At 40.1% G+C, this 22,058-nt stretch carries 20 protein-coding genes and 1 pseudogene; 19 read left to right on the top strand and 2 right to left on the bottom strand.

Going from position 1 to position 22,058, the window contains the following annotated elements; genetic code table 11:
- Positions 1–131 precede the first annotated feature (131 nt).
- From DW059_RS12070 to DW059_RS12020, 12 genes are all read left to right on the top strand, one after another.
- Positions 132–1,688 carry an amidohydrolase gene (locus DW059_RS12070; RefSeq protein WP_117698961.1) on the top strand — a complete coding sequence of 519 codons (1,557 nt, stop codon included), beginning with the start codon at positions 132–134 and terminating at the stop codon, positions 1,686–1,688.
- Between the two features lie 13 nt (positions 1,689–1,701).
- The gene (locus tag DW059_RS12065; RefSeq protein WP_158552121.1) at positions 1,702–2,946 is read left to right on the top strand and encodes an MFS transporter; all 1,245 of its coding nucleotides are present in this window, start codon (positions 1,702–1,704) and stop codon (positions 2,944–2,946) included.
- A gap of 18 nt (positions 2,947–2,964) precedes the next feature.
- Complete coding sequence (locus tag DW059_RS12060) at positions 2,965–3,948, top strand: SIS domain-containing protein (RefSeq protein ID WP_242986239.1); 984 nt, start codon at positions 2,965–2,967, stop codon at positions 3,946–3,948.
- A gap of 17 nt (positions 3,949–3,965) precedes the next feature.
- Positions 3,966–4,841 (top strand): PfkB family carbohydrate kinase, encoded by an 876-nt coding sequence (locus DW059_RS12055; protein ID WP_117698959.1) that lies wholly within the window; start codon positions 3,966–3,968, stop codon positions 4,839–4,841.
- Positions 4,842–4,905: 64 nt separating this feature from the next.
- The gene (locus DW059_RS15960; RefSeq protein WP_156454679.1) at positions 4,906–5,061 is read left to right on the top strand and encodes a hypothetical protein; all 156 of its coding nucleotides are present in this window, start codon (positions 4,906–4,908) and stop codon (positions 5,059–5,061) included.
- Positions 5,058–5,702 carry a stage V sporulation protein AA gene (locus tag DW059_RS12050; RefSeq protein ID WP_117698958.1) on the top strand — a complete coding sequence of 215 codons (645 nt, stop codon included), beginning with the start codon at positions 5,058–5,060 and terminating at the stop codon, positions 5,700–5,702. The genes DW059_RS15960 and DW059_RS12050 overlap by 4 nt, the downstream gene beginning before the upstream one ends.
- Positions 5,692–6,120, top strand: coding sequence for a stage V sporulation protein AB (locus DW059_RS12045; protein WP_117698957.1), 429 nt, complete (start codon positions 5,692–5,694; stop codon positions 6,118–6,120). The genes DW059_RS12050 and DW059_RS12045 overlap by 11 nt, the downstream gene beginning before the upstream one ends.
- A 138-nt stretch (positions 6,121–6,258) precedes the next feature.
- Positions 6,259–6,576 carry a DUF3837 domain-containing protein gene (locus DW059_RS12040; protein WP_117698956.1) on the top strand — a complete coding sequence of 106 codons (318 nt, stop codon included), beginning with the start codon at positions 6,259–6,261 and terminating at the stop codon, positions 6,574–6,576.
- An 11-nt stretch (positions 6,577–6,587) separates the two neighbouring features.
- On the top strand, positions 6,588–8,546 hold the full coding sequence (locus tag DW059_RS12035) for a GGDEF domain-containing protein (protein WP_117698955.1): 1,959 nt from the start codon (positions 6,588–6,590) through the stop codon (positions 8,544–8,546).
- 145 nt (positions 8,547–8,691) lie between these two features.
- Positions 8,692–10,911 (top strand): methyl-accepting chemotaxis protein, encoded by a 2,220-nt coding sequence (locus DW059_RS15955; protein WP_117698954.1) that lies wholly within the window; start codon positions 8,692–8,694, stop codon positions 10,909–10,911.
- 314 nt (positions 10,912–11,225) lie between these two features.
- On the top strand, positions 11,226–12,287 hold the full coding sequence (locus DW059_RS12025; RefSeq protein ID WP_117698953.1) for an iron-containing alcohol dehydrogenase family protein: 1,062 nt from the start codon (positions 11,226–11,228) through the stop codon (positions 12,285–12,287).
- A 111-nt stretch (positions 12,288–12,398) separates the two neighbouring features.
- Entirely contained in the window at positions 12,399–12,923 is a 525-nt protein-coding gene (locus DW059_RS12020) for a SpoVA/SpoVAEb family sporulation membrane protein (RefSeq protein ID WP_022244352.1), read from the top strand.
- A gap of 352 nt (positions 12,924–13,275) precedes the next feature.
- Here the strand turns inward: DW059_RS12020 and DW059_RS12015 are convergent, their stop codons facing one another.
- Positions 13,276–14,169, bottom strand: a complete 894-nt coding sequence (locus DW059_RS12015; RefSeq protein WP_022244353.1) for a hypothetical protein — start codon at positions 14,167–14,169, stop codon at positions 13,276–13,278.
- A gap of 68 nt (positions 14,170–14,237) precedes the next feature.
- Between DW059_RS12015 and spoVAD the strand changes: the two genes are divergently transcribed.
- From spoVAD to DW059_RS12000, 3 genes are all read left to right on the top strand, one after another.
- Complete coding sequence (gene spoVAD, locus DW059_RS12010; protein ID WP_117698952.1) at positions 14,238–15,251, top strand: stage V sporulation protein AD; 1,014 nt, start codon at positions 14,238–14,240, stop codon at positions 15,249–15,251.
- A 70-nt stretch (positions 15,252–15,321) separates the two neighbouring features.
- Positions 15,322–15,678: a stage V sporulation protein AE gene (spoVAE, locus tag DW059_RS12005; RefSeq protein ID WP_117698951.1), complete on the top strand. Its 357-nt coding sequence runs from the start codon at positions 15,322–15,324 to the stop codon at positions 15,676–15,678.
- A gap of 79 nt (positions 15,679–15,757) precedes the next feature.
- Positions 15,758–16,138, top strand: coding sequence for a hypothetical protein (locus tag DW059_RS12000; RefSeq protein ID WP_199534351.1), 381 nt, complete (start codon positions 15,758–15,760; stop codon positions 16,136–16,138).
- Positions 16,139–16,263: 125 nt separating this feature from the next.
- Here the strand turns inward: DW059_RS12000 and guaB are convergent.
- Positions 16,264–17,720, bottom strand: a pseudogene (gene guaB / locus DW059_RS17670) (IMP dehydrogenase).
- A gap of 202 nt (positions 17,721–17,922) precedes the next feature.
- Between guaB and hisA the strand changes: the two are divergent.
- Genes hisA through DW059_RS11975 form a run of 4 tightly spaced genes read left to right on the top strand, consistent with a single transcriptional unit; the run spans position 17,923 to position 21,903 of the window.
- On the top strand, positions 17,923–18,702 hold the full coding sequence (gene hisA / locus DW059_RS11990) for a phosphoribosylformimino-5-aminoimidazole carboxamide ribotide isomerase (protein ID WP_117698950.1): 780 nt from the start codon (positions 17,923–17,925) through the stop codon (positions 18,700–18,702).
- A 19-nt stretch (positions 18,703–18,721) separates the two neighbouring features.
- Positions 18,722–20,050 (top strand): type I glutamate--ammonia ligase, encoded by a 1,329-nt coding sequence (glnA, locus tag DW059_RS11985; RefSeq protein WP_117698949.1) that lies wholly within the window; start codon positions 18,722–18,724, stop codon positions 20,048–20,050.
- 33 nt (positions 20,051–20,083) lie between these two features.
- Positions 20,084–20,632: an ANTAR domain-containing response regulator gene (locus DW059_RS11980; protein WP_117698948.1), complete on the top strand. Its 549-nt coding sequence runs from the start codon at positions 20,084–20,086 to the stop codon at positions 20,630–20,632.
- A gap of 56 nt (positions 20,633–20,688) precedes the next feature.
- Positions 20,689–21,903 (top strand): LL-diaminopimelate aminotransferase, encoded by a 1,215-nt coding sequence (locus DW059_RS11975; protein WP_117698947.1) that lies wholly within the window; start codon positions 20,689–20,691, stop codon positions 21,901–21,903.
- Positions 21,904–22,058: the final 155 nt, after the last annotated feature.

Below are 22,058 nucleotides of genomic sequence, written 5' to 3'. Positions count from 1 at the left end.
AAGTAAAGAGAAAGTATAAAAAATAGATAATAAAATGTTGAGAATGCTGAAAGTGATTTGAGAAAAAGAAACAATATTGCAATATAACGTTATATGATGATATAATCAATTTAACAAAAGGAGGTGGAAAAATGCAAAAAGAAGCAGACAAGATATTTCAATCAACCTGTATTTTTGATTCTGTTTCAGAAGAGGCATATCCAGGATATGTGGCAATAAAAGGAAAACAGATTCTTGAAGTCGGATGTGGAGATATCCCAAATGAACTGGTGGGTGAATCTACTGAAGTTGTGGACTATGGAGAGGGAACCATTTGCCCGGGATTTGGTGATACCCATACATTTTTCACAGGATATGTAGTGGATTATCTTGGTGTGGATTTATCAGAAGCAGTTAATCTGAAACAAATAGTTGAACGGTTATCAGAAAATCTGGAAATGAATCCGGAGACGGTCGTTTTATTTGGAAATCATTTACAACCGGAGCTGGCAGAAAAAATAAATAAGGGAGGTGAATTGGAACAGGTTAAAAGACCGGTTATTTTATTTACTGCCGGACATGGGTATTGTGCTATGAACAAAGTTGCAGAAGAAGTGTTTGGGTTTACACCAGATACATGCGGAAGTTCAGAGGCAATTTATAAAATTATGAAAATTTATCTGAATGATAGAGATTTTATTATTCCACAGTTTAAGGCATATATGTCTATGTTAAACAGCCATGGGATAACATCTGTAAAAGAAATGGGATTTGATAATTTTTATGGATTTACAGATATATTGGCTGAATTGGAACAGAAAGCAGAATTGAGCCTTCGGATTTCCTTTATGTCACAACCAGTAGGAAAGAAAATGGATTTAGCATATGGAAAAGAAATGAAGAAGAAATATCATTCTGATTTTTTAAGGTTTTCCGGTTATAATCAGATGACAGATGGATTGATTGTCTCAGAAGAGGCAGATCTGATGGAGCCATATGAGGGAAAAGATTATTGTTGCCAAAAGAATATTGATTATGCATTATTAGAAGAAGATGTACTTACAGCAGACCGTGAAGGATTCAGATTTACATTGCATTCTGAAGGGGATGGTTCCTTCCATAAAATTCTTCAGATTTATGATAAATGTGAAAAGGAAAATGGAAGATTAAAGAATCGACATGGAATTACTGATTTGGAATTGACGGGTGCAGTGGACGAAGAAAAAATGGCACAGCTTGGAGTCTTTGGTGAGATTTATACACAGGTTTATAAGTTGGATTCCTGTGAAAATTGGAAACAAGACTATGATGAAAAACTTGGTAGCAGGCGGAGCCGTTATATGAATTATCGTTCAATGGCAGATCATGGTGTGATTTTAAGTGGTGCAACGGATCTTCCGATGTTAATACCGGATATACCTGAGGCAATTTATTATGGATGCGGAACCTATGCCGCAGATGGAAAAGAACCGGTTCAGCCGGAAAATGGTCTGACAATACCGGAAATGTTAAAAACCTGGACAATTGGAAGCCAGTATGCTATGGAACAGGAACATATATTAGGAACGCTGGAAAGCGGTAAGCAGGCTGATATAGTAGTTTTTGACAGGAATCTTTTCAAAACAGATATTGAAGAAATTCGAAAGGCACATGTTTTAAGAACCATATGTGCTGGACAGGATGTTTATAAAGAAATGGAGAATAGGTAAAGGAGGTTTTGCGATGAGTGACAAAACAAAAGCACATTTGAGTGCAAAAACGTTATGGGTACTTTTTATTCTGGGACTTGTAAATGCAGTTATGTATTGTTTCCCTTATATCAGATATGTGTTTTATGATCAGCAGATTGCAGCTATGGGAATTACAAATACCCAGTCAGGAATTTTAATGACAATTTATGCGGCAGCAAATACGATTACATTGATTCCCGGTGGAATATTAGCTGATAAGTGGTCTGTGAAAAAATGTCTAGTAGGCTCTATTCTGGGTTCTGTAGTTATCGGAATTATTTATGCACTTACCATGAATTTTGCAGTAGCCTGCGTATTATGGGCTGGACTTGGTGTGTCTACAATTTTTGTATTCTGGGCAGCAATAACCAAAGCAGTAGGTCAGGTTGGCACAGCAGAAGAGCAGGGAATGTGTTATGGAATTTATTATGCTGCATCAGGTATTATTTCTGCAATTTTAAATGCAGTATGTTTACAGGTAAGCCGTTTATCAGATGACCCATCTACTTCCTTTAGTATTGCAGTATGGGCAATGGTAGCATTTACAGCAGTTGCTTTAATTCTGACAATGATATTTTTTAAAGAAAAAAGTATTACACAGACAAAATCTTCTGATGAAGAATTTAAAATTAAATATGTCGGTGAAGCGTTAAAGAATCCGATGACCTGGCTCTTTTCACTGATGGTATTATGTGCATATGGTCTGTATACAAGTGTATCCTATTTTTCACCATATCTGACGGATGTACTTGGTATACCGTTGGTACATTCATCTTTTATCAGTATTGTGAGAAGTAATCTTATGAACCTTTTATGTCCGATTGGTGGAATTATCGTAGATAAGATTTTTAAATCTTCTACAAAATGGTATATTACTGCATTTGGAATTACAATTGTGATTTATGGTGGAGTATTGATAATGCCATCCAACATCAGTCCGGTACTGGCAACAATTGTTTCTTTGTTACCAAGTGCAATTGGTATGATGCTTTACGGAGTAATCTGGTCGGGATTACAGGAATGTAAATTTAAACCGATATATGCAGGAACTGTAATTGGAATTGCATCTATTATCGGATATTTGCCAGATTCTTTTTACTATATAATTTTTGGAAAGTGGATGGATAAATTTGGAAATAATGCTTATCCAATGATTTTTGGCTTCCTGATGGGAACTGCTGCACTTGGTATGGCTATAACAATTTTAATGAGAAAACTGATTAAGAAAAATAACTAAGAAAGAAGGTATTTAAAAATGCATGCATCAGAATTTAACGTAGAAAAATTTGTTGATATAATTGAAAAGGAAAATGGAACAATCAGTGAAGTATATTTTGTGGCCTGTGGAGGCTCTCTGGTTGACCTTTATTCTTCATGTTACTTTATTAACCGAGAATCATCCACCATGACAGCAGAGTGGATTACCAGTAAAGAATTTGTTTTAACCCCTCCAAAGAAACTTGGAAAACACTCTGTTGTCATTATCTGTTCACATGGTGGAAATACAAAAGAAACGGTAGAAGCAGCAGAACTTGGTGTAAAGGAAGGTGCATTTGTAATTACATATACACATACACCGGGCAGTGCCTGCGACAGTGAAAAATTCCATGCAATTGTCTATGATTGGGAGCCGGAAACATTACAGAAGGATAGACCATTAGGATTAAATTACAGTATTATAAATGAGTTGATTCACAGACAGGAGCCGGAGTATAAACTTTATGAAGGGATGAAGGATGGAATCACTAAATGCGATGCAATTATCTGTAATGCAACAAAGAAGTTTCAGAATAAGGCATGGAATTTTGCAGAACATTATTATAATGCACCATTTTTATATATTATGGCATCCGGTTCTGCATATGCACAGGCATACGGATTTGCAATCTGTTCTCTTCAGGAGATGCAGTGGATGGACTGCTGTTATCTTGATTCCGCAGAATATTTCCATGGACCATTTGAGGTAACAGATAAAGACCATATTTATATCCTCTTAAAATCGGTAGGAAAAACAAGAATGATTGATGAAAGAGCAGAAGTATTTTTAAATAAATATGCGGAAAAATATGAGATTATTGATGCAGCAGATTGTGGAATGGATGCAATAGATGATTCCTGCGTAGATTATTTTAATGCTCCATTGTTCTATGAAATGAGCGTGTTATACCGTACTGCAATTCAGAATAAGAGCGGACACCCATTGGATATGCGCCGGTATATGGGAGTTGTAGAGTACTAGACGAAAGGAGAAACAGTATGAAATATGACGTAAGTGTGGTAGGCTTTGGGGATAACGTGGTAGATATTTATACTCACGAGAATGTACAGTATCCAGGTGGAAATTGTGTAAATCTTGCTGTGTATGCCAAAATGTTTGGTGCAAAAAGGTGTGCCTATATGGGCTATTTTGGTACTGATAAAAATGCAGATCATGTTATTTCTGCGTTGAGGGAAGAACAGATTGAACTGGTAAAGTGTAAGAAAATTGAGGGAGAAAATGGTTATTCCAGATGTACCTTAGAAGATGGTGACCGTGTATTCTTAGATTATAATGAAGGTGGAGTCCGGAGCAGACATATTTATGATCTGGATGAATTTGACTTGGAATATCTTGCAGAATTTGATCTGGTACACAGTGGAAATTACTGTTATATGGAGTCACAGCTTCCAAAGATTAAAGCAGCCGAACTTCCATTATCTTTTGATTTCTCGGATGATTCTGAACCGGAATATTATGAAAAAATAGCACCATTAGTAACATATGCATTTTGCTCCTTTGATGGAACGGATGATGAAGTAAAAAAACACCTTAAGAAAGTAGCCTCTTATGGACCGAAAATTGTGTGTGCATCCAGAGGCGCAAAAGGTTGTATGCTTTATGCAAATAATGAGTTTTTTGAGCAACCGGCATATCCGATTGAAAAAGCAATAGATACTATGGGTGCAGGAGACTCACTTATTACAACTTTTATGGTAGGTTATCTTGACCGTAAGAAAAAAGGTATAGATGATAATGTTTCAATCAAAGAGAGTATAAAAGAGGCTGCAAAGTTTGCAGCAAAAGTATGCCAAATGGAGGGTGCTTTTGGACACGGAAAGGAAGTTCAGATAGATGCTTTAAAAACAAAATAAAAGAATAAAAAACGAATCGTAACACATACTATTCCGGAAAATGCAGTAAGCAAGGAGGAATGGCATGAAATATAAAACGTATCGTATCTGCCTCCTTTCACTGGTGATTCTTGCAGTGATAGGAGGCATTCTTTATTATGCGAATGAGAATGGTGATAAAAGTGCAAAAGGAGAAGGAACATTTGTAACCAGATTTATAGAAAGGATGCCATTTTCATGAGCAGTCAGCAGACAAGTCTTTATATTAAAATCGAAAAGAATTCCGTGGTCAGAGACCGCAATGTCAGATTGTCGGATGTTGCAAAGATGACCGGAACAGATACCGCAATGATACGCCAGCTAAAGCAGATGAAGATTTATTCCTTTCCACAGAAGGCGAAAAAGACAGAATATGTTCAGGTGATGACTTCATTAAAAATAATTGAAATGATACAGGCACAGTATCCGAATGTAAATATTACCAATGAAGGAGAAGCGGATTTCGTCATAGAATATGAGCCCAAACTACAGCCGGGCAAAGCATCAGAGGTTATCAAAACCAGCATTTTATGTATCCTGATTTTCTTCGGGGCAGCATTTACGATTATGGCATTTAATAATGATATTTCAGTGACAGAGCTTTTCCAGAAACTCTATTATCAGGTGATGGGGAAGGAGTCATCGGGGATTACAGAACTGGAAATCTGCTACAGTATTGGTCTGCCGATTGGTGTTATCATTTTCTTTAATCACTTTGGCAACAGTAAAATAACCAATGACCCGACACCGATTCAGGTGGAAATGCGTAAGTATGAGAAAGATGTAGATGATACTTATATTGCCAACTGTGGACGTGGAGGTAAGACCATTGATGTGGATTAGACATATTTTCTTAGGCCTGGTTGGACTGACTGCCGGTGCAGCAGTGGCAGGTGGAACCTTTGCATTCCTGATCATGCTTAATATCATCCCGCGGATGATTGGTAAATCCAAGACGGCAGGAAGGATTTATCTATATGAAAATATGATCGTGCTGGGTGGAATCGGAGGCAATCTTTTGTCGGTCTTTCTTACAATGAGAATTCCATTGGGACATATTTTCTTAGGAGTATACGGTATCTGTGCCGGTTTCTTTGTGGGCTGTGTAGCAGTTGCACTGGCTGAAATATTAAAGACTTTTCCGGTTATATTCCGGCGGCTTAAGGTAAAGACCGGATTGTGGGTGATTCTTTTATTTATGGCATTTGGAAAAATGGCTGGGGCACTTTTCTATTTCATAAGACAGCTGTCGGATTCCTGAATCACAGGGCAGGCAATTCCTTAAACGATAGGGGAATCTACAGGAGAAGTCTGTAGGACAATATGCGGCTAGGGTTGATGTTTTCCTCGGGATGTTATAAAATGAAAATATAAAAATCCGTAAGGAAGAAGTGAAAAAATGATACAGTCAATTGCACGTCAGAGTGTTGTAATCAAATGTAATCTGCAGGCATCTATCATGATGGGAAACTATGAATTCTATTATGCGGCAGGTCTTGCATACAAACTGACCGGAAATATGGCAACAGAGATTTTACAACCACAGCAGTTAATTGAAGAGGTCAACCGGATGCTGGCAGACTATTTGACAGATGATGTGCGGGAGCAGCATCTGATTCGGATGTTAAAAGATTACGAACCGGATGATAAACTAGATGAACAAATGCGTGAATTATTTCAGGAGGGACAGACAGAACAGCGTTTGTGGCAGGAATAGGAAGCGATGTTATGGGGAAGAAATTTACAATTGGGGTATTGATTGGAAATGTGCATACAGCACATCCGAAGGACCTGATGAGGGGGATTCGGGCAGCAGCAAGCGGGATGGATGTTAATGTGATTTATTTTCTGGGAACGCAGAGTGTGCGTTTCAACCAGAAATTTGCACTGGAGGATTTTGACTATCAGTACAATACAGTCTACGATTATGCAAAATTAGCGAAAGTAGATGTATTGATTATTGCATATGGCTCTCTTTGCATTTTTCAGGAAAATGAAGATAAACAGGCATTTTTGGATAAATTTGCGGGAATACCATATGTACTGTTAGAAGATGCGACGGATGATCCACGGGGTATCTATGTCATGGTGGATAACTATGGTGGTATGCAAAAATGTGTGGAGCATCTTATTATAGAACATCATTTAAAGCATCTGGTTTATCTTGGGGGACCGGAAGACAATCAGGATGCCATAGAGCGGAAAGCAGCATTTTTAAATGTTATGGCAGAACATCATCTGCCAGTGACGCCGGAAATGATGGCGGTGGGAGATTATTCGGAATTCGTGGATAATCTTGTAGAACAGCTGCTAAGGGACAATCCGGATGCCGAAGCAATTATATCAGCTAATGATGAAATGACAGTGGCGTGTTATCGTGTATGCAAAGCCCATGGACTCCGGATAGGAAAAGACATTTTGATTACCGGTTTTGATGATGTGGAGAGGGCGCGTTATAGTAATCCACCATTGACGACTGTCTCCCAGGATGCTTATAAAATGGGGCAGATAGCGGTAGAAAAGGCAGTAGATATCTGTGCAGGCAGACCGGTGGAATCTGTCCGGTTGGATGCAGAACTTATAATCCGGGAATCCTGTGGCTGCAAAGTAACACGAAGAGCGAAAGAAAAGGCAGATGAGAAAACAGAGCTGCTTCATATTATTGATGAATTAAGGCTTTTTCAGCATAAATCGTGGCTTGGCCCATTTCTGATCCGGGACCTGATGCAGGAAGCAGAGAATGAGAAATCTTTCTACCGGAAAAGTGGAGAAGTATTTTATCATCTGGGTATACGCAGTTCCCTGCTTTATCTGTTGGAGCAGCCGGTTACCTACGAAAAGGGACAGAAATGGAAGATGCCCCAAAGGATGTATTTAACTATGCACCAATACAGGGAAAATATTCAGGTATTTGAGAAAAAGGAACGTCCATATATAGATGGAAGCTTTGGTGTACCGGATTGTTGCAGCTCCGGTGAAGATTATTTTTCTTATATCAGCTTTCTATTAATTGATGGAAAGCGGCAGTACGGACTATTGATGCTTGAGATTGAACCGGAAGAGATTTCTTTTTATTATATACTGGCATTGCAGCTTGGAACATCTCTCCGTTTTCTGGAAGCAAATATTAAACAGAAAAAATATCGTGACCGGCTGCGGGAAAAGAATGAAGTATTAAATTTTATTGCAATTTATGATGAACTGACAGGAATCTATAACCGCAGGGGACTGATGGAGAGTCTGGTCCGGTTTAATCAGGACAATTTAGGGAAAAAAGCCTGTCTTATGATAGCTGACCTTGACCATTTAAAGGAAATCAATGATAATTTTGGCCATGCAGAAGGAGACTGCGCAATTCGGACAGCAGCAGGAATTGTAAAAGAAGTCTTTGGACAGTATGGAGATGTGGGAAGATTCGGAGGGGACGAATTTGCAGGCATTGTAAGATATAGCGAGATGGAAGAGAAGGAACAGCTCATTTACAATATTCACCAGAAATGTGAACAGTACAATGAACATTCCATGAAACCGTATTATGTTGGAATTTCAGTTGGAGTAGTAGAATTTGTCTGTGAAAAGAAGATTGATTTTATTGAGATGTTTAAGCATGCTGATGAATATCTGTATGAGGAAAAAAGGAAACGGCGCAAGACAGTCTGCCGTAATGTAAATTTCGAGAATTCGTAATAAGCCGGTGTTGAAAAACAAACGAAAATATGCTAGAATAAAGCAAATCATATGGTAACGTTTCCATGCAAATGAAGACGTAAAGAGTGGACAGAAACAGCGGGGAGAAAGATATGCTTACAATTGGAAAAACGGGGTAATACGGATGAAGACAAGAAAGCAGTTGGAAGTAAAGAAAGAGAAGCTTAAGAAAGTAAAGCCAAAAAAGGAAAAGTTAAAGAAAGAAAAGGTAAGAAAACCGAAGAAAGAACGGATTAAGAAGGAAAGACCGGCAAAACAGATGGAAAGAAAGCCACAGCCGAAGAAAACAGGCAACAGTAGAAAGGCTGCGAAGGATAAGGGAATGGGGCTTCGTGGCATTCAGGTGAAATTAATCGGGGCATTTATGATTCCGGTTATCCTGTTTGTTATCATTGGTTTTATGATTTATTCAAAGTGCAGTACTACCTTGAATAGTACATACGAGGCTTCTGCAAATACCAGTGTTGGTACATTGGAAGAGTATCTCGGACTTGGTTTTGAGAATATTGAACTGATGGCAACACGTCTTTCTATTAATTCTACAATTACAAGTTATTATACAGGTTCAGAGGTAAAGTCAGAGTCTATGCTGATGGATGCAAAAGTTGCATTGAGCAATGAATCTACTGCAGACAAATTCATCGATCACATTATAGTTTGTGCGAAGAGTGGAACAGCATGCAGTGAAAAGGGTGCAATCCGTGGAGATGTATATAATGCGTTTGTTGAGTCGGAAGAAGGAAAGAATGTAGAGTCTGAGATTGGCATGGGAAGTATGTGGATCAGCAGCCACCCAGCCATTGATGAAGTCACCGGATATGACAGTGATGAGTATGCATTATCTCTTGTTACCGTTCTTAAGAATAATAGCAATAAATCTGTTGGATATATCATCATTGATGTTAAGACAAGCTTTATCCAGGATATATTAGACAATGCACAGATTAGTGATAACAGCATCAAGGGCTTTGTATTAGAGGATGGAAGCCAGGTGTTAAGTGGAGATAGTGATATAAAATTTACAGATACGGACTTTTATCAGGAAGCATTAACAGGAGAAAATCTGCAGGGTTCTAAAGAAGTGTCTTATGAGGGCGCAGATTATCTGTTTACATACAGCAGGATTGAAGGTACGAATATGCTGGTATGTGCCATGGTTCCGCAGAAAGAGATTATGGCAGGTGCACAGGCGATTCTCAGATATACGTTAATTGCCGTAGCAATATGTGCAGTTATTGCAATCGTGGTAGGTTCCGTTCTTGCAAGCGGAATTTCCAAAGCAATCCGTAAGGTTAACCGTGTCTTAAAGAAGACCTCCGATGGAGATTTGACCGGACAGATTAGCATGAAGCGTAAGGATGAGTTTAATGTGTTGTCATCCAGCATTACCAATATGATTGGCAGTATGAAGGATCTGATTCTCAAGATGACCAATGTCAGTGGTCATGTTTCTGATTCGGCAGTCCAGGTAGGAACCAACTCCGAAGTTTTATTGGAAGTAACAAAGGATATCACGGAAGCAGTGGATTATATCAACAGTGGTATTTCCCAGCAGGCACAGGATACGGAAAGCTGCCTGGAGCAGATGAATGGTCTGGCAGAAAGAATCAATGTTGTACATGAGAATACTGATGAAATCAGCGAAATTGCCCAGGAAGCCCAGGGAGCAATTGAAAATGGTATGGTTATCGTAGCAAACCTGGGTGAAAAAGTTCAGGGTACAACGGAAGTAACAGAGACCATCATCCGGGAAATCAGAGAACTGAACAAAGAATCTATTGCAATTAACAGCATCATCGGAACAATCAATGAGATTGCAGAACAGACTAATCTTTTGTCCTTAAATGCATCAATTGAGGCGGCGAGAGCCGGTGAAGCAGGAAGAGGATTTGCAGTAGTTTCTGAAGAAATCCGTAAACTGGCAGAACAGTCCGGAAATGCGGGTAATCAGATTGGTGAGATTATCAATCATATTCAGGAACGTCTGGCAGCTACCATCGAGACAGCTGGACTTGCAGGCGAGAGCGTTGCATTCCAGACAGAAGCATTGAATAATACCGTTGATGTATTTAAGAATATCAGTCAGCAGGTAAGCAAGCTGGCAGAGGATGTTGAGAAGATTACCCAGAGTGTGGGTGGCATCGAACAGGCAAAAGAAGATACCATGAATGCCATCGAAAGTATTTCAACGACCTCTAACCAGACAGAATCTGCATCTGAAGAACTTGCCCGTAGTACAGAGAAACAGTTACAGGCAGTAGAAGTATTAAATGATGCGGTAAAACGGCTTCAGATGGATGCAGAGGATCTGGATACATCAGTAAGTATCTTCAAGGTACAGTAAGGAATATAATTCGGCAGTCAGGTTTCTGGCTGCCGTTTTTTACTTTACAGGAAATTGTTTTCCTGTAAAGTAAAAAACGCTCCGCGAGGATGCGCACTGCGGCGTATAAGGTAGATGTCGCAAGCGACCGCCGCAGGCGCGGGAATGTGCCAAGGCACATTCTTTGTTTCACAAAGAATCCGTAAGAAGCTGCCAGTGACAGGTTCTGCAGGGCGAGCTTGATATTATGGCATAGAATACATATAATAAGAGTCAGAGTATTTCAAAAGTTTGAGAAATCTAAGAAGTTGAGATAGAAAAGAGGAGAAATAAATATGCAGACAGGAAAAGCAATTTCAGTTCCGGCAATTCTGAAAGTCGGAAATGGCACGTTAAATCAACTGGGAAGTTATTTACAGGGAGAAGGCTTAAAGCAGGTAGTCATTTTTCTTGGAAATGGTTTGATTGATATGTTTGGTGAGACTGTAATGGAATCACTGAAAAAAGAAGAAATTACAGTATTGGAGTATAGCGAACTGGATACCGTTGATATTGATGATATTATAACGCTTGCATTTTCCATGCCGAATAAAACGCAGGCAGTTATTTCAATTGGTGGCGGAAAAGTAATCGATGCTGGAAAATATGCCGCATTTTTAAGAAACATTCCGTTTATAAGCGTTCCGACCTCCAGTTCCAGTGATGGATTTTCCAGTGCCAGTGCATCCCTTTTGGTGCACGGTAAGAGAACTTCGGTTCCGGCAAAACTGGCTTATGGCATTGTGGTGGATACGCAGATTATCCGCACGGCACCAGAGAAATTTATTTATTCCGGTATCGGAGATATGATTTCAAAAATCACAGCATTATATGATTGGATTTATGAGGAAAAATGTGGTTACTCTACGGTAAATGATTTTGCGGTTATGATAGCGAAGAAAGCGGTGAACAGTTTTGTCCGGACTCCATATCAGAGCATCAAAGATGAATTGTTTTTAAAAGAACTGGTGGATTCTCTAGCCATGAGCGGAATTGCCAATGAAATAGCCGGAAGCAGCGCACCGACCAGTGGAAGCGAGCATTTGATTTCCCACGCACTGGACAAATTATTGGAAGTGCCACAGTTACACGGTATTCAGGTCGGTATTGCAACCTATATCATGAGCAAGGTGCACAATCACAGATATGTGCGGGTACAGACCGTATTGGAAGAGACCGGATTTTTTGATTTTGCAGCAACACTTCAGATGAAAAAGAGCGATTTCCTTGCGGCAATTGATTTGGCACCGTCTATTAAGCCATTCCGTCACACTTACCTTCACGAAGAAAAATACCGGGAAGAAGCAAAACGCCTGGTGAGAGAAGATGAAATCTTAAATCGTATATTGGTTGACTGACATTCATAAGGAACTGCCGGGCATCCGTAAGAAGCTGCCGGTGTATGTATAAAAGAAACAAGTTTTGCCATACTAAGAGAAAAATATTATATTATTTAGGAAGGTTTTAGCATGGCAAAAAGTGAATCAGAAAAAGATATGCGGCAAAAAAATGAAAATCTGAATAAAACAGTACAGGAGCAGGATGTTGCGGAAAGAAACCAGGCATATAACGAATATGTAAAGCAGGTAACACCAACGCATAATCTTGCCCTGAAAATGTTAAAAGCATTTGTGACCGGCGGAATTATTTGTTGTATTGGCCAGGTGATTTTAAATATTGCACAGAACGCAGGACTGGATAAAGATACTTCCGGCGGCTGGTGCAGTATGATCCTTGTCCTCATGAGCGTAATTCTTACCGGTCTTAATATTTATCCATCAATTGCAAAATTTGGCGGGGCAGGAGCCCTCGTTCCAATCACCGGATTTGCCAATTCAGTGGCGGCTCCTGCCATCGAATTCAAAAAGGAAGGTCAGGTCTTTGGTATTGGCTGCAAAATTTTTACCATTGCGGGTCCGGTAATCCTTTATGGAATCTTTACAAGCTGGCTACTTGGGGTCATATACTGGATATATCAGCTGATAGCGAAGTAGATGGGAAGGGTGTGAGCCACAGTCGAAAATCAGATACAGCAGTGAAACAAAGTTGTGGCAGCGACCCCAGCCGTGCCCGGAGGCAGATTGGGCAAAATCATTGTGAAACAAGAGAATTTTGCCCAAAAGGAGAAGAAAAGAGAGACTTCACCAAGGAAGAGGAGCCGTGTTCGGTGGTAGATTGGACAAAATCATTGTGAAATAAGAGTGTTTTGCCCAAAAGAAGTAGAAAAGCAAGACTTTATCAAGGAAGAGGAGCCGTGTCCCGCGGTAAATTGGGCAAAATCGTTGAGAAACAAGAGAGTTTTGCCCAAAAGGAGAAGAAAAACAAATTTACAAAGTCAGCTTCCCGCTAATCCCCAAAATAGTAATGAATTAATTGCTCGGCATAAGCAGAATCAAAGGGATGCTCACTTGTTTCATAAGTAGTAATTAATTGAATGGATGGGATAATGTTATGTGCGGTGTAAAGCTGAAGCTTGGAAAAGACATTCTTTCGATAAGAAGGAAAATCCATCAGACCAAAATGCTCCCAGTAATAAAATGCTCCTGTTTTAGGATGACGAAGCGTGAAATCAGGGTGCAGGGTAGTTTCGCCTAAACACAGTGCACATTCATAACGAAAAGGAATACGGTTATGTGAGAGCAGTGTTGCAATCAGTGCTTCTGATTTGGAACGGACCATCAGACCGGAAGCAGATTTGTGAATCCGTTGTTCCGGGTATTTGATATTGTATTCAAAATCAGCATTCATCCATTGATTTAATTCTGTGGAAATGGGTTGGAGGACAGTGTGAAATAATTCACAATAGGGAGAAGATTCTTGAAAAAGAGTTTCAATTTTAGAAGGATGTGAGGCAAGGGTGTCAATACAGGTGCGGATTGTCTGTCGCTCAAAAGAGAGGGACTGCAGTTTTAGTTCTAAATATTTTTTCCGGGCCATGACTTGAGCAAAATTTTTCTCTTTCTTGGGAATATAAAACTGTTGGGATAGAAGTTGATGATACCACTTGGTATAGTTGCCATTGTGGGTACAATAAAGAGTGCCGGGTGGCAGAGTGGAAAGTTCATCCTGAATGGCAGAGATTTGCTCCGTAAGATTCTTATAATGAGATAATAGTTTATTATAGATGTCAGTTTCTCCTTTCTCAAAAAGTTCAATGGAAATATTGAAAAATGTTGAAATTAATTGCTGCCATGGATTTATTACAGCATAACCGTAGATAGAAGTAAAGAAAAGAAACATGAAAAATTTCTGAAAAATACATAAAATGCCAGAACCTGGACATGCTAATCACAAAAAGGAGTGATGACATGTCTGAGGTAAAGGGAAAACAGAGTCTTCGCTTTGCGAAGACTCCTTTTATTTTAAATTCGGCATCAGTGGTCGGAAAGAAAGAAGGAGAAGGACCACTGGGAGAGTATTTTGATGTGATTGGAAATGATGACAAATTTGGATGTGAGTCATGGGAGGAAGCAGAAAGTACCTTGCAGAAGGAAGCAGCAACCCTGGCATTGGGAAAATCTGGGCTTACGCCGGAAGAAATCCGTTATATTTTTGCAGGAGACCTGTTGGGTCAGACTATAGCAACATCCTTTGGACTTCTCGACTTTGAAATTCCGCTGTTTGGTGTGTATGGAGCCTGCTCTACGGCAGGGGAATCCATGTCACTTGGAGCAATGTGCGTGGCGGCAGGATTTGCAGAAAATGTCCTGACGATTACATCTAGTCATTTTGCCAGCGCGGAGAAACAGTTTCGATTTCCGCTGGAATATGGGAATCAGCGTCCCATGTCGGCTACCTGGACGGTTACCGGAAGTGGTGCCTATGTATTGTCCACCCAACGGACTCATGTAAAAATCAGTGGAATCACCACCGGAAAAATTGTGGACTATGGAATTCATGATTCCTTAAATATGGGAGCAGCGATGGCTCCGGCAGCAGCAGATACCATAGCAGCACATTTTACGGATTTTGGAAGCAAGCCGGAAGAATATGACCGTATTATAACAGGGGATTTAGGAACTGTCGGACAGGAAATCCTATTTGATTTGCTAAAGAAAAAGGGCTATGACATCGAGAACAATCATTCAGATTGCGGAATCGAAATTTTTGATGCAAAAGAACAGGATACGGATGCTGGCGGAAGTGGCTGTGGCTGCAGTGCTTCTGTTTTATCTGCCTATTATCTTCCGAAGATTATTTCAGGGGAATGGAAAAAGGTGTTATTTGTGCCAACCGGAGCATTGCTTTCCACAGTAAGTTATAACGAAGGAAAAAATGTACCGGGAATTGCCCATGGAGTAATGCTTGAGTATGTGCCGTAACAAAAGCCTGGTAGATAATAAAAAGTAATAATAGTTTTGATAAGAATGATGGAAGAAAGGAAAAGAACACATGGATTATATGAATGCATTCTGGGTAGGAGGCCTGATATGTGCCCTCTGCCAGATTTTAATGGAAAAGACGAAAATGCAGCCGGGACGGATTATGGTGCTATTGGTATGTTCCGGAGCTGTTTTGGGAGCAATCGGTGTATATCCGCCTTTCGTGGAATTTGCAGGAGCGGGAGCATCGGTGCCATTGTTAGGCTTTGGCAATACGCTGTTTAAGGGAATTAAGGAAGCAGTTGATACTAATGGATTTATCGGAATCTTCATGGGTGGATTTACGGCAACGGCGGTAGGAATCTCTGCTGCATTGGTATTTGCCTATCTGGCATCCCTGATATTTGAACCAAAGATGAGAAAGTAGAAAATCCGCACAGAAGATGCATAGAAAAGGATAGGTTGGAAACAATAAACTTGAAATCAATAAAAAGGAGATATTGAACATGAAGAAATTAAGAAAACTGGTGTTGACCATGATGGTAGTGTGCCTCTTTGGCAGCATGGCAGCCTGTGGTAATAGGAATGGAAATGAAGAAAATACCACGGAAAACGGAGCAGGAAGTAACAATACTACCAATAAGAATGACACAGACAATAAGAATAACACAAATGACAAGAATAATCGTGACAATACCACAAACAATGGAGATAATGGCGACGGTGTGGTAAATGATGTGACAGATGGAGTAGTAGATGGCGCAGAAGATATTGTAGATGGTGTAGATGATGCAGTAGATGATGCCGGAACCGGAATTAAAGATGCTGTGGATGATGCGACAACCGGAACCGATGGAAATGGTAATAATGCAAAAACAGTAAGATAGTTTTGAATAAAGATTTTTAAATGCCAAAAACAGGATTGAAAACTCAATGAAAAGTTTTCAATCCTGTTTTGTATAATATGAGTACCACGATGGCTCATATAAAATTGTTTCTCTTGGTGAAAAATTTATTTGTCATCAATACTGTAGTTTGGTGCTTCTTTTGTAATGTGGATGTCATGTGGATGACTTTCTTTTAAGGAAGCAGCAGTAATCTTAACGAAACGGCCTCTTTCCTGTAATTCAGGAATAGTAGGACATCCGCAGTAACCCATACCGGAACGGATACCACCGATTAACTGGAATACGGTATCTTCAAGACTTCCCTTGTAAGCCACACGTCCTTCAACACCTTCCGGAACAAGCTTCTTAGCACCTTCCTGGAAGTAACGGTCTTTGCTTCCGTTTTCCATAGCTGCAAGAGAACCCATACCACGGTAAACTTTGTATTTTCTTCCCTGATATAATTCGAAGGTTCCAGGAGCTTCGTCACAACCTGCGAACATACTTCCCATCATACATACATTACCACCGGCAGCTAAAGCCTTGGTCATGTCTCCGGAGTACTTGATACCACCATCAGCAATGATTGGAATACCATATTCTTTTGCAACTGCAAAGGCATCCATGACAGCGGTAATCTGTGGAACACCAATACCTGCAACCACACGGGTAGTACAGATAGAACCAGGTCCGATACCAACTTTAACAGCATCAGCACCAGCTTCGATTAAGGCTTTGGTTGCTTCGCCGGTTGCTACGTTACCTGCGATAACCTGAAGATCAGGATAAGCAGCTTTGATTTTCTTAACTGCATTTAAGATATTTAAGGAATGTCCATGTGCGGAATCTACAACGATTACATCGACATGGGATTTTACCAGTGCATCGATACGGTCCATCATGTTAGCAGTAATACCAACAGCAGCGCCACAAAGCAGTCTGCCCTGGTCATCCTTTGCGGATAATGGATATTTAATCTGTTTTTCAATATCTTTGATAGTGATAAGACCTTTTAAGTGAAAATCTTTATCAACAATTGGAAGCTTTTCTTTTCTTGCCTTAGCGAGAATTTTTTTCGCTTCGTCTAATGTGATTCCTTCCGGAGCAGTAATAAGACCTCGGACGTCATGCTTTCTTTAATTTTCTTTGTATAATCTGTTTCGAATTTCAAATCACGATTAGTGATGATGCCGACTAATTTTCCGTTTTCTGTAATAGGAACTCCGGAAATGCGGAAGTTGTGCATTAAATCTTCTGCGTCAGCTAATGTATGATCTGGGGATAAGAAAAATGGGTCTGTGATAACTCCATTTTCGGAACGTTTTACCTTGTCCACTTCCTCCGCCTGAGCCTCGATAGACATGTTTTTGTGGATGATTCCGATACCACCCTGTCTTGCCATAGCTATTGCCATGCGATGTTCAGTTACTGTGTCCATTCCAGCACTCATCATTGGAATGTTCAATTTGATTTTCTTAGTCAGGTAAGTGGTAAGATCAATCATATTAGGAGTAACTTCCGAATATGCAGGAACCAGCAAAACATCATCAAATGTAATTCCTTCACCGATAATTTTACCCATTTTCTCGTTTCCTCTCTTTCTTATTAAAAAGTGTGTAATATAATAAAGCCTTTAATTTCTCAATTCTAGCAAAAAAATAATATACTGTCAATTGTTAAAACAACTATTCCATTTTATACAAAAATATGTTATTCTTTTAGACGGACAACGGGGTCAACCAAGGGTGAACGTTGTCCTTTTTTCAAACAGAGGGGGAAAAAGGATGGAATTTCGACCGTGCATAGACATCCATAATGGCAAGGTCAAGCAGATTGTGGGCGGAAGTCTTAAGGATGAAGGAAATCAGGCAAAAGAGAATTTTGTGGCGGAACAGGATGCCGCTTATTTTGCAGAATTTTATAAAAAAGATAAGATTCGTGGCGGACATATCATTCTGCTGAATCCGTCAGACAGTTCCTATTATAAAGAAACGAAACGTCAGGCACTGCTTGCACTTCACACATATCCGGGCGGTATGCAGGTTGGCGGCGGCATTCATGCAGAGAATGCCAAAGAATTTATCGAGGCAGGGGCCAGTCATGTAATTGTGACATCCTATGTATTTAAGGATGGAAAAGTAAATTATAATAATCTGGAAAAAATTCTTGCAGCAGTAGGAAAAGAGCACCTGGTTCTGGATTTGAGCTGCCGGAAAAAAGATGGCGACTACTATATAGTGACAGACCGCTGGCAGAAATTTACCGAAGAGAAAATCACGCCGGAGTTATTAGATAAATTAAAGGAATATGCGGATGAATTTTTAGTACATGCAGTAGATGTAGAGGGAAAAGCATCCGGCATTGAAGTCCCACTGGTAGAAATATTGGGAGACTGGGGCAGAATTCCAATTACATATGCCGGAGGAGTCGGCAGTTTTGAAGATTTAAAGCAGTTAAAAGAACATGGAAAAGGCAGGCTTAATGTGACGATAGGCAGTGCATTAGACCTGTTTGGCGGCAGAATGGCATATAAAGAGGTTCTGCAGTATATAAATCAAGTATAAGGAAAAGGAGAACGGCAGTATGAAGTATACAAAACAGGATATTATCCGTATGGCAGATGAAGAAGATGTGGAATTTATCCGGCTTCAGTTTACGGATATGTTTGGAACCTTAAAAAATGTGGCAATCACACGAAGTCAGTTAGAGAAGGCACTGAATAATCAGTGTATGTTTGACGGTTCATCCATAGAAGGCTTTGTCCGGATTGAGGAGTCCGATATGTATCTCTACCCGGATTTAGACACATTTACTATTTTCCCATGGAGACCACAGCAGGGAAAAGTTGCAAGAATTATCTGTGACGTTTATTGTGCAGACGGAACACCTTTCGAAGGAGACCCAAGATACGTATTGCGGAAAGAGATTACGCGTGCAGCAAAGATGGGCTATACCTTTGATGTAGGACCAGAGTGTGAATTTTTCTTATTCCATACCGATGACAATGGCCAGCCCACAACCATTTCCCATGAGAAAGCAGGATACTTTGACTTAGGACCGGTAGACTTAGGTGAAAATGCAAGACGTGATATGGTGCTGACCTTAGAGGATATGGGATTTGAAATCGAGGCATCCCATCATGAAGTAGCACCGGCACAGCATGAAATTGATTTCCGTTATGATGAAGCATTGGCAACAGCCGATAAGATTATGACTTTTAAACTGGCAGTTAAGACCATTGCAAAGCGTCATGGCTTATTTGCAAGCTTTATGCCAAAGCCAAAATATGGAATCAACGGTTCCGGCATGCATATTAATATGTCACTTTCCCGGAATGGAAAAAATATATTTGATGACCCATCCGGTGAACTTGGTTTGAGCAAAGAAGCATATTATTTCATTGGCGGAATCATGAAACATATGAAAGGTATGTCCGCTATCACCAACCCACTGATAAATTCTTATAAGAGACTGGTTCCGGGCTATGAAGCACCGATTTACATTGCATGGTCTGCAACGAACCGCAGTCCGCTGATTCGTATTCCGGCATCCAGAGGGGCAGGAACCAGGGTGGAATTAAGATGTCCGGACCCGGCAGCCAATCCATATCTGGCATTGGCAGTATGCCTTGCAGCAGGCTTAGATGGAATTGAAAATAAGATTATGCCGCCGGAAGAGGTAAGAGAAAATGTATTTGAAATGAGACTTTCCAGGAAAGTGGAAAAGGGTATTGAATCACTTCCGGGAGATTTAATGGAAGCAATCGAAGAGTTCGAACGCGATGATTATATCAAAGGGGTTTTAGGACCACATATTACAGAGAAATATGCAGAAGCCAAGAAGGCTGAGTGGGCGGACTACAGAGCCCAGGTGACACAGTGGGAGATTGATGAGTATCTGTATAAGATTTAGTTGATGTAAGAAAATGCTACAGGAGATAAGAACTTGATTAATGTTATTGTTGCATTCCCTAAGATAGAAAACGCCAAAAGTATAAAAAATATACTTGTGCGCAGTGGATTTCATGTAGATGCAGCAGTCACAACAGGGGCTCAGGCATTGCAGTATGCGAATTCGTTAGATGGAGGTATATTGGTCTGCAGTCCAAGATTTGTGGACATGATGTATACTGAACTGCATGAATATATTCCTGCTACATTTCAGATGCTTCTCGTTGCTTCGCCGGATATCTGCAATGAGCACGAAGTTGCTGATATTATGTGCCTTTCCATGCCGCTTAAGGTGCACGAACTGATACAGACGGTAGAGACCATGTCTTATACTATTACCAGAATGCGTAAGAAACGGCGTATGGAACCGAAGGTACGGAGCGAAGAGGAAAAACGCATGTTACAGGATGCCAAAGAACTTCTGATGGTACGGAATAACATGAGTGAAGAAGAAGCACACCGGTATATCCAGAAACGGAGTATGGATAATGGAACCGGACTCATCGAGACGGCACAGATGATTTTGAGCCTTATGCATGCATAAGTATGAAAAATAGGTTAAATATAGTAGATTATTTAGAGAGAAGAAAAGGAGATATTATGTATCAGATTAATGAAAACTACCAGAAATTACCAGGAAGCTATTTATTCAGTACCATTGCCAAAAAGGTAAATGCATTTACCCAGGAAAATCCGGATAAGAACATCATCCGTCTTGGAATCGGGGATGTTACCCAGCCAATCGCTCCGGCAATTATTGAGGCTTTACATAAGGCAGTTGATGAGATGGCAGATCCTGCAACCTTCCATGGATATGCACCTGATTTGGGATATGATTTCCTGCGTAATGCTATTGTAAAAAATGATTATCAGGCAAGAGGATGTGCAATCGAAGCAGATGAAATTTTCGTATCCGATGGAGCAAAGAGTGATTCTGGAAATATTCAGGAATTATTCGGACCGGATGTAAGAATTGCTGTATGTGACCCGGTATACCCGGTATATGTGGATTCCAATGTTATGGCTGGAAGAACCGGTACATATAACCCGGATACCCAGATGTGGAGCAATGTAATTTATATGCCATGTACCAGAGAAAATAATTTCGTGCCGGAATTCCCGAAGGAGACACCAGATGTAATTTATCTGTGCCTGCCAAATAACCCGACAGGAACAACCATTACCAAAGCACAGTTACAGGAATGGGTTGATTATGCCAATAAAGAAGGTGCATTGATCATCTATGATGGCGCTTATGAAGCATATATTTCAGAAGCAGATGTGGCACATACGATTTACGAATGTGAAGGCGCACAGACCTGTGCAATCGAGATTAAGAGCTTCTCAAAGAATGCAGGATTTACCGGAGTACGTCTTGGATATACTGTAGTACCAAAGGATTTGAAATGCAATGGCGTATCTTTACATGATATGTGGGCAAGACGTCACGGCACCAAATTCAACGGCGCACCTTATATCGTACAGCGTGCCGGTGAAGCAGTATATTCCGAAGCTGGAAAAGCACAGTTGAAAGAACAGGTTGCATATTACATGAAAAATGCAAGCGTAATTAAGAGCGGTCTGAAAGAAGCAGGCTTCGAAGTATTCGGTGGTGTAAATGCACCATATATCTGGTTAAAGACACCGGAGCAGATGACATCCTGGGATTTCTTTGATTACCTCTTAGAAAATGCCAATGTAGTAGGAACACCGGGATCCGGATTCGGACCAAGCGGAGAAGGATACTTCAGACTGACAGCATTCGGAACATATGAGAATTCAGTTGCAGCATTAGAGAGAATTAAGGCATTATAAGTCAGTATCATAAGGATATACGAAAATATAGAAGGGACAGCGATTTTTGTACCGACCCCTAAAAGTTAGACCAAAAAATCTAACGATTGGAGGTCGGTATTTTTATGTCTAAATATAGTTATGAATTTAAAAAGAAAGTTGTAAATGCTTATCTG

The sequence above is a fragment of the Roseburia sp. AF42-8 genome (genome assembly GCF_003435965.1).
Lineage (GTDB): Bacteria > Bacillota > Clostridia > Lachnospirales > Lachnospiraceae > Roseburia_C > Roseburia_C amylophila.
The sequence above is the reverse complement of the archived record's forward strand: the minus strand, read 5'-3'. Positions and strand labels throughout refer to the sequence as shown.

Coding starts and splice junctions, on each gene's coding strand:
- DW059_RS12060 (WP_242986239.1), top strand. CDS start 2,965: ATGCATGCATCAGAATTTAACGTAGAAAAATTTGTTGATATAATTGAA.
- DW059_RS12035 (WP_117698955.1), top strand. CDS start 6,588: ATGGGGAAGAAATTTACAATTGGGGTATTGATTGGAAATGTGCATACA.
- DW059_RS12065 (WP_158552121.1), top strand. CDS start 1,702: ATGAGTGACAAAACAAAAGCACATTTGAGTGCAAAAACGTTATGGGTA.
- DW059_RS12055 (WP_117698959.1), top strand. CDS start 3,966: ATGAAATATGACGTAAGTGTGGTAGGCTTTGGGGATAACGTGGTAGAT.
- DW059_RS11975 (WP_117698947.1), top strand. CDS start 20,689: ATGTATCAGATTAATGAAAACTACCAGAAATTACCAGGAAGCTATTTA.
- hisA (WP_117698950.1), top strand. CDS start 17,923: ATGGAATTTCGACCGTGCATAGACATCCATAATGGCAAGGTCAAGCAG.
- DW059_RS12015 (WP_022244353.1), bottom strand. CDS start 14,169: ATGTTTCTTTTCTTTACTTCTATCTACGGTTATGCTGTAATAAATCCA.
- glnA (WP_117698949.1), top strand. CDS start 18,722: ATGAAGTATACAAAACAGGATATTATCCGTATGGCAGATGAAGAAGAT.
- DW059_RS12070 (WP_117698961.1), top strand. CDS start 132: ATGCAAAAAGAAGCAGACAAGATATTTCAATCAACCTGTATTTTTGAT.
- DW059_RS12040 (WP_117698956.1), top strand. CDS start 6,259: ATGATACAGTCAATTGCACGTCAGAGTGTTGTAATCAAATGTAATCTG.
- DW059_RS12050 (WP_117698958.1), top strand. CDS start 5,058: ATGAGCAGTCAGCAGACAAGTCTTTATATTAAAATCGAAAAGAATTCC.
- DW059_RS15955 (WP_117698954.1), top strand. CDS start 8,692: ATGAAGACAAGAAAGCAGTTGGAAGTAAAGAAAGAGAAGCTTAAGAAA.
- DW059_RS12045 (WP_117698957.1), top strand. CDS start 5,692: ATGTGGATTAGACATATTTTCTTAGGCCTGGTTGGACTGACTGCCGGT.
- DW059_RS15960 (WP_156454679.1), top strand. CDS start 4,906: ATGAAATATAAAACGTATCGTATCTGCCTCCTTTCACTGGTGATTCTT.
- spoVAD (WP_117698952.1), top strand. CDS start 14,238: ATGTCTGAGGTAAAGGGAAAACAGAGTCTTCGCTTTGCGAAGACTCCT.
- spoVAE (WP_117698951.1), top strand. CDS start 15,322: ATGGATTATATGAATGCATTCTGGGTAGGAGGCCTGATATGTGCCCTC.
- DW059_RS12020 (WP_022244352.1), top strand. CDS start 12,399: ATGGCAAAAAGTGAATCAGAAAAAGATATGCGGCAAAAAAATGAAAAT.
- DW059_RS12000 (WP_199534351.1), top strand. CDS start 15,758: ATGAAGAAATTAAGAAAACTGGTGTTGACCATGATGGTAGTGTGCCTC.
- DW059_RS12025 (WP_117698953.1), top strand. CDS start 11,226: ATGCAGACAGGAAAAGCAATTTCAGTTCCGGCAATTCTGAAAGTCGGA.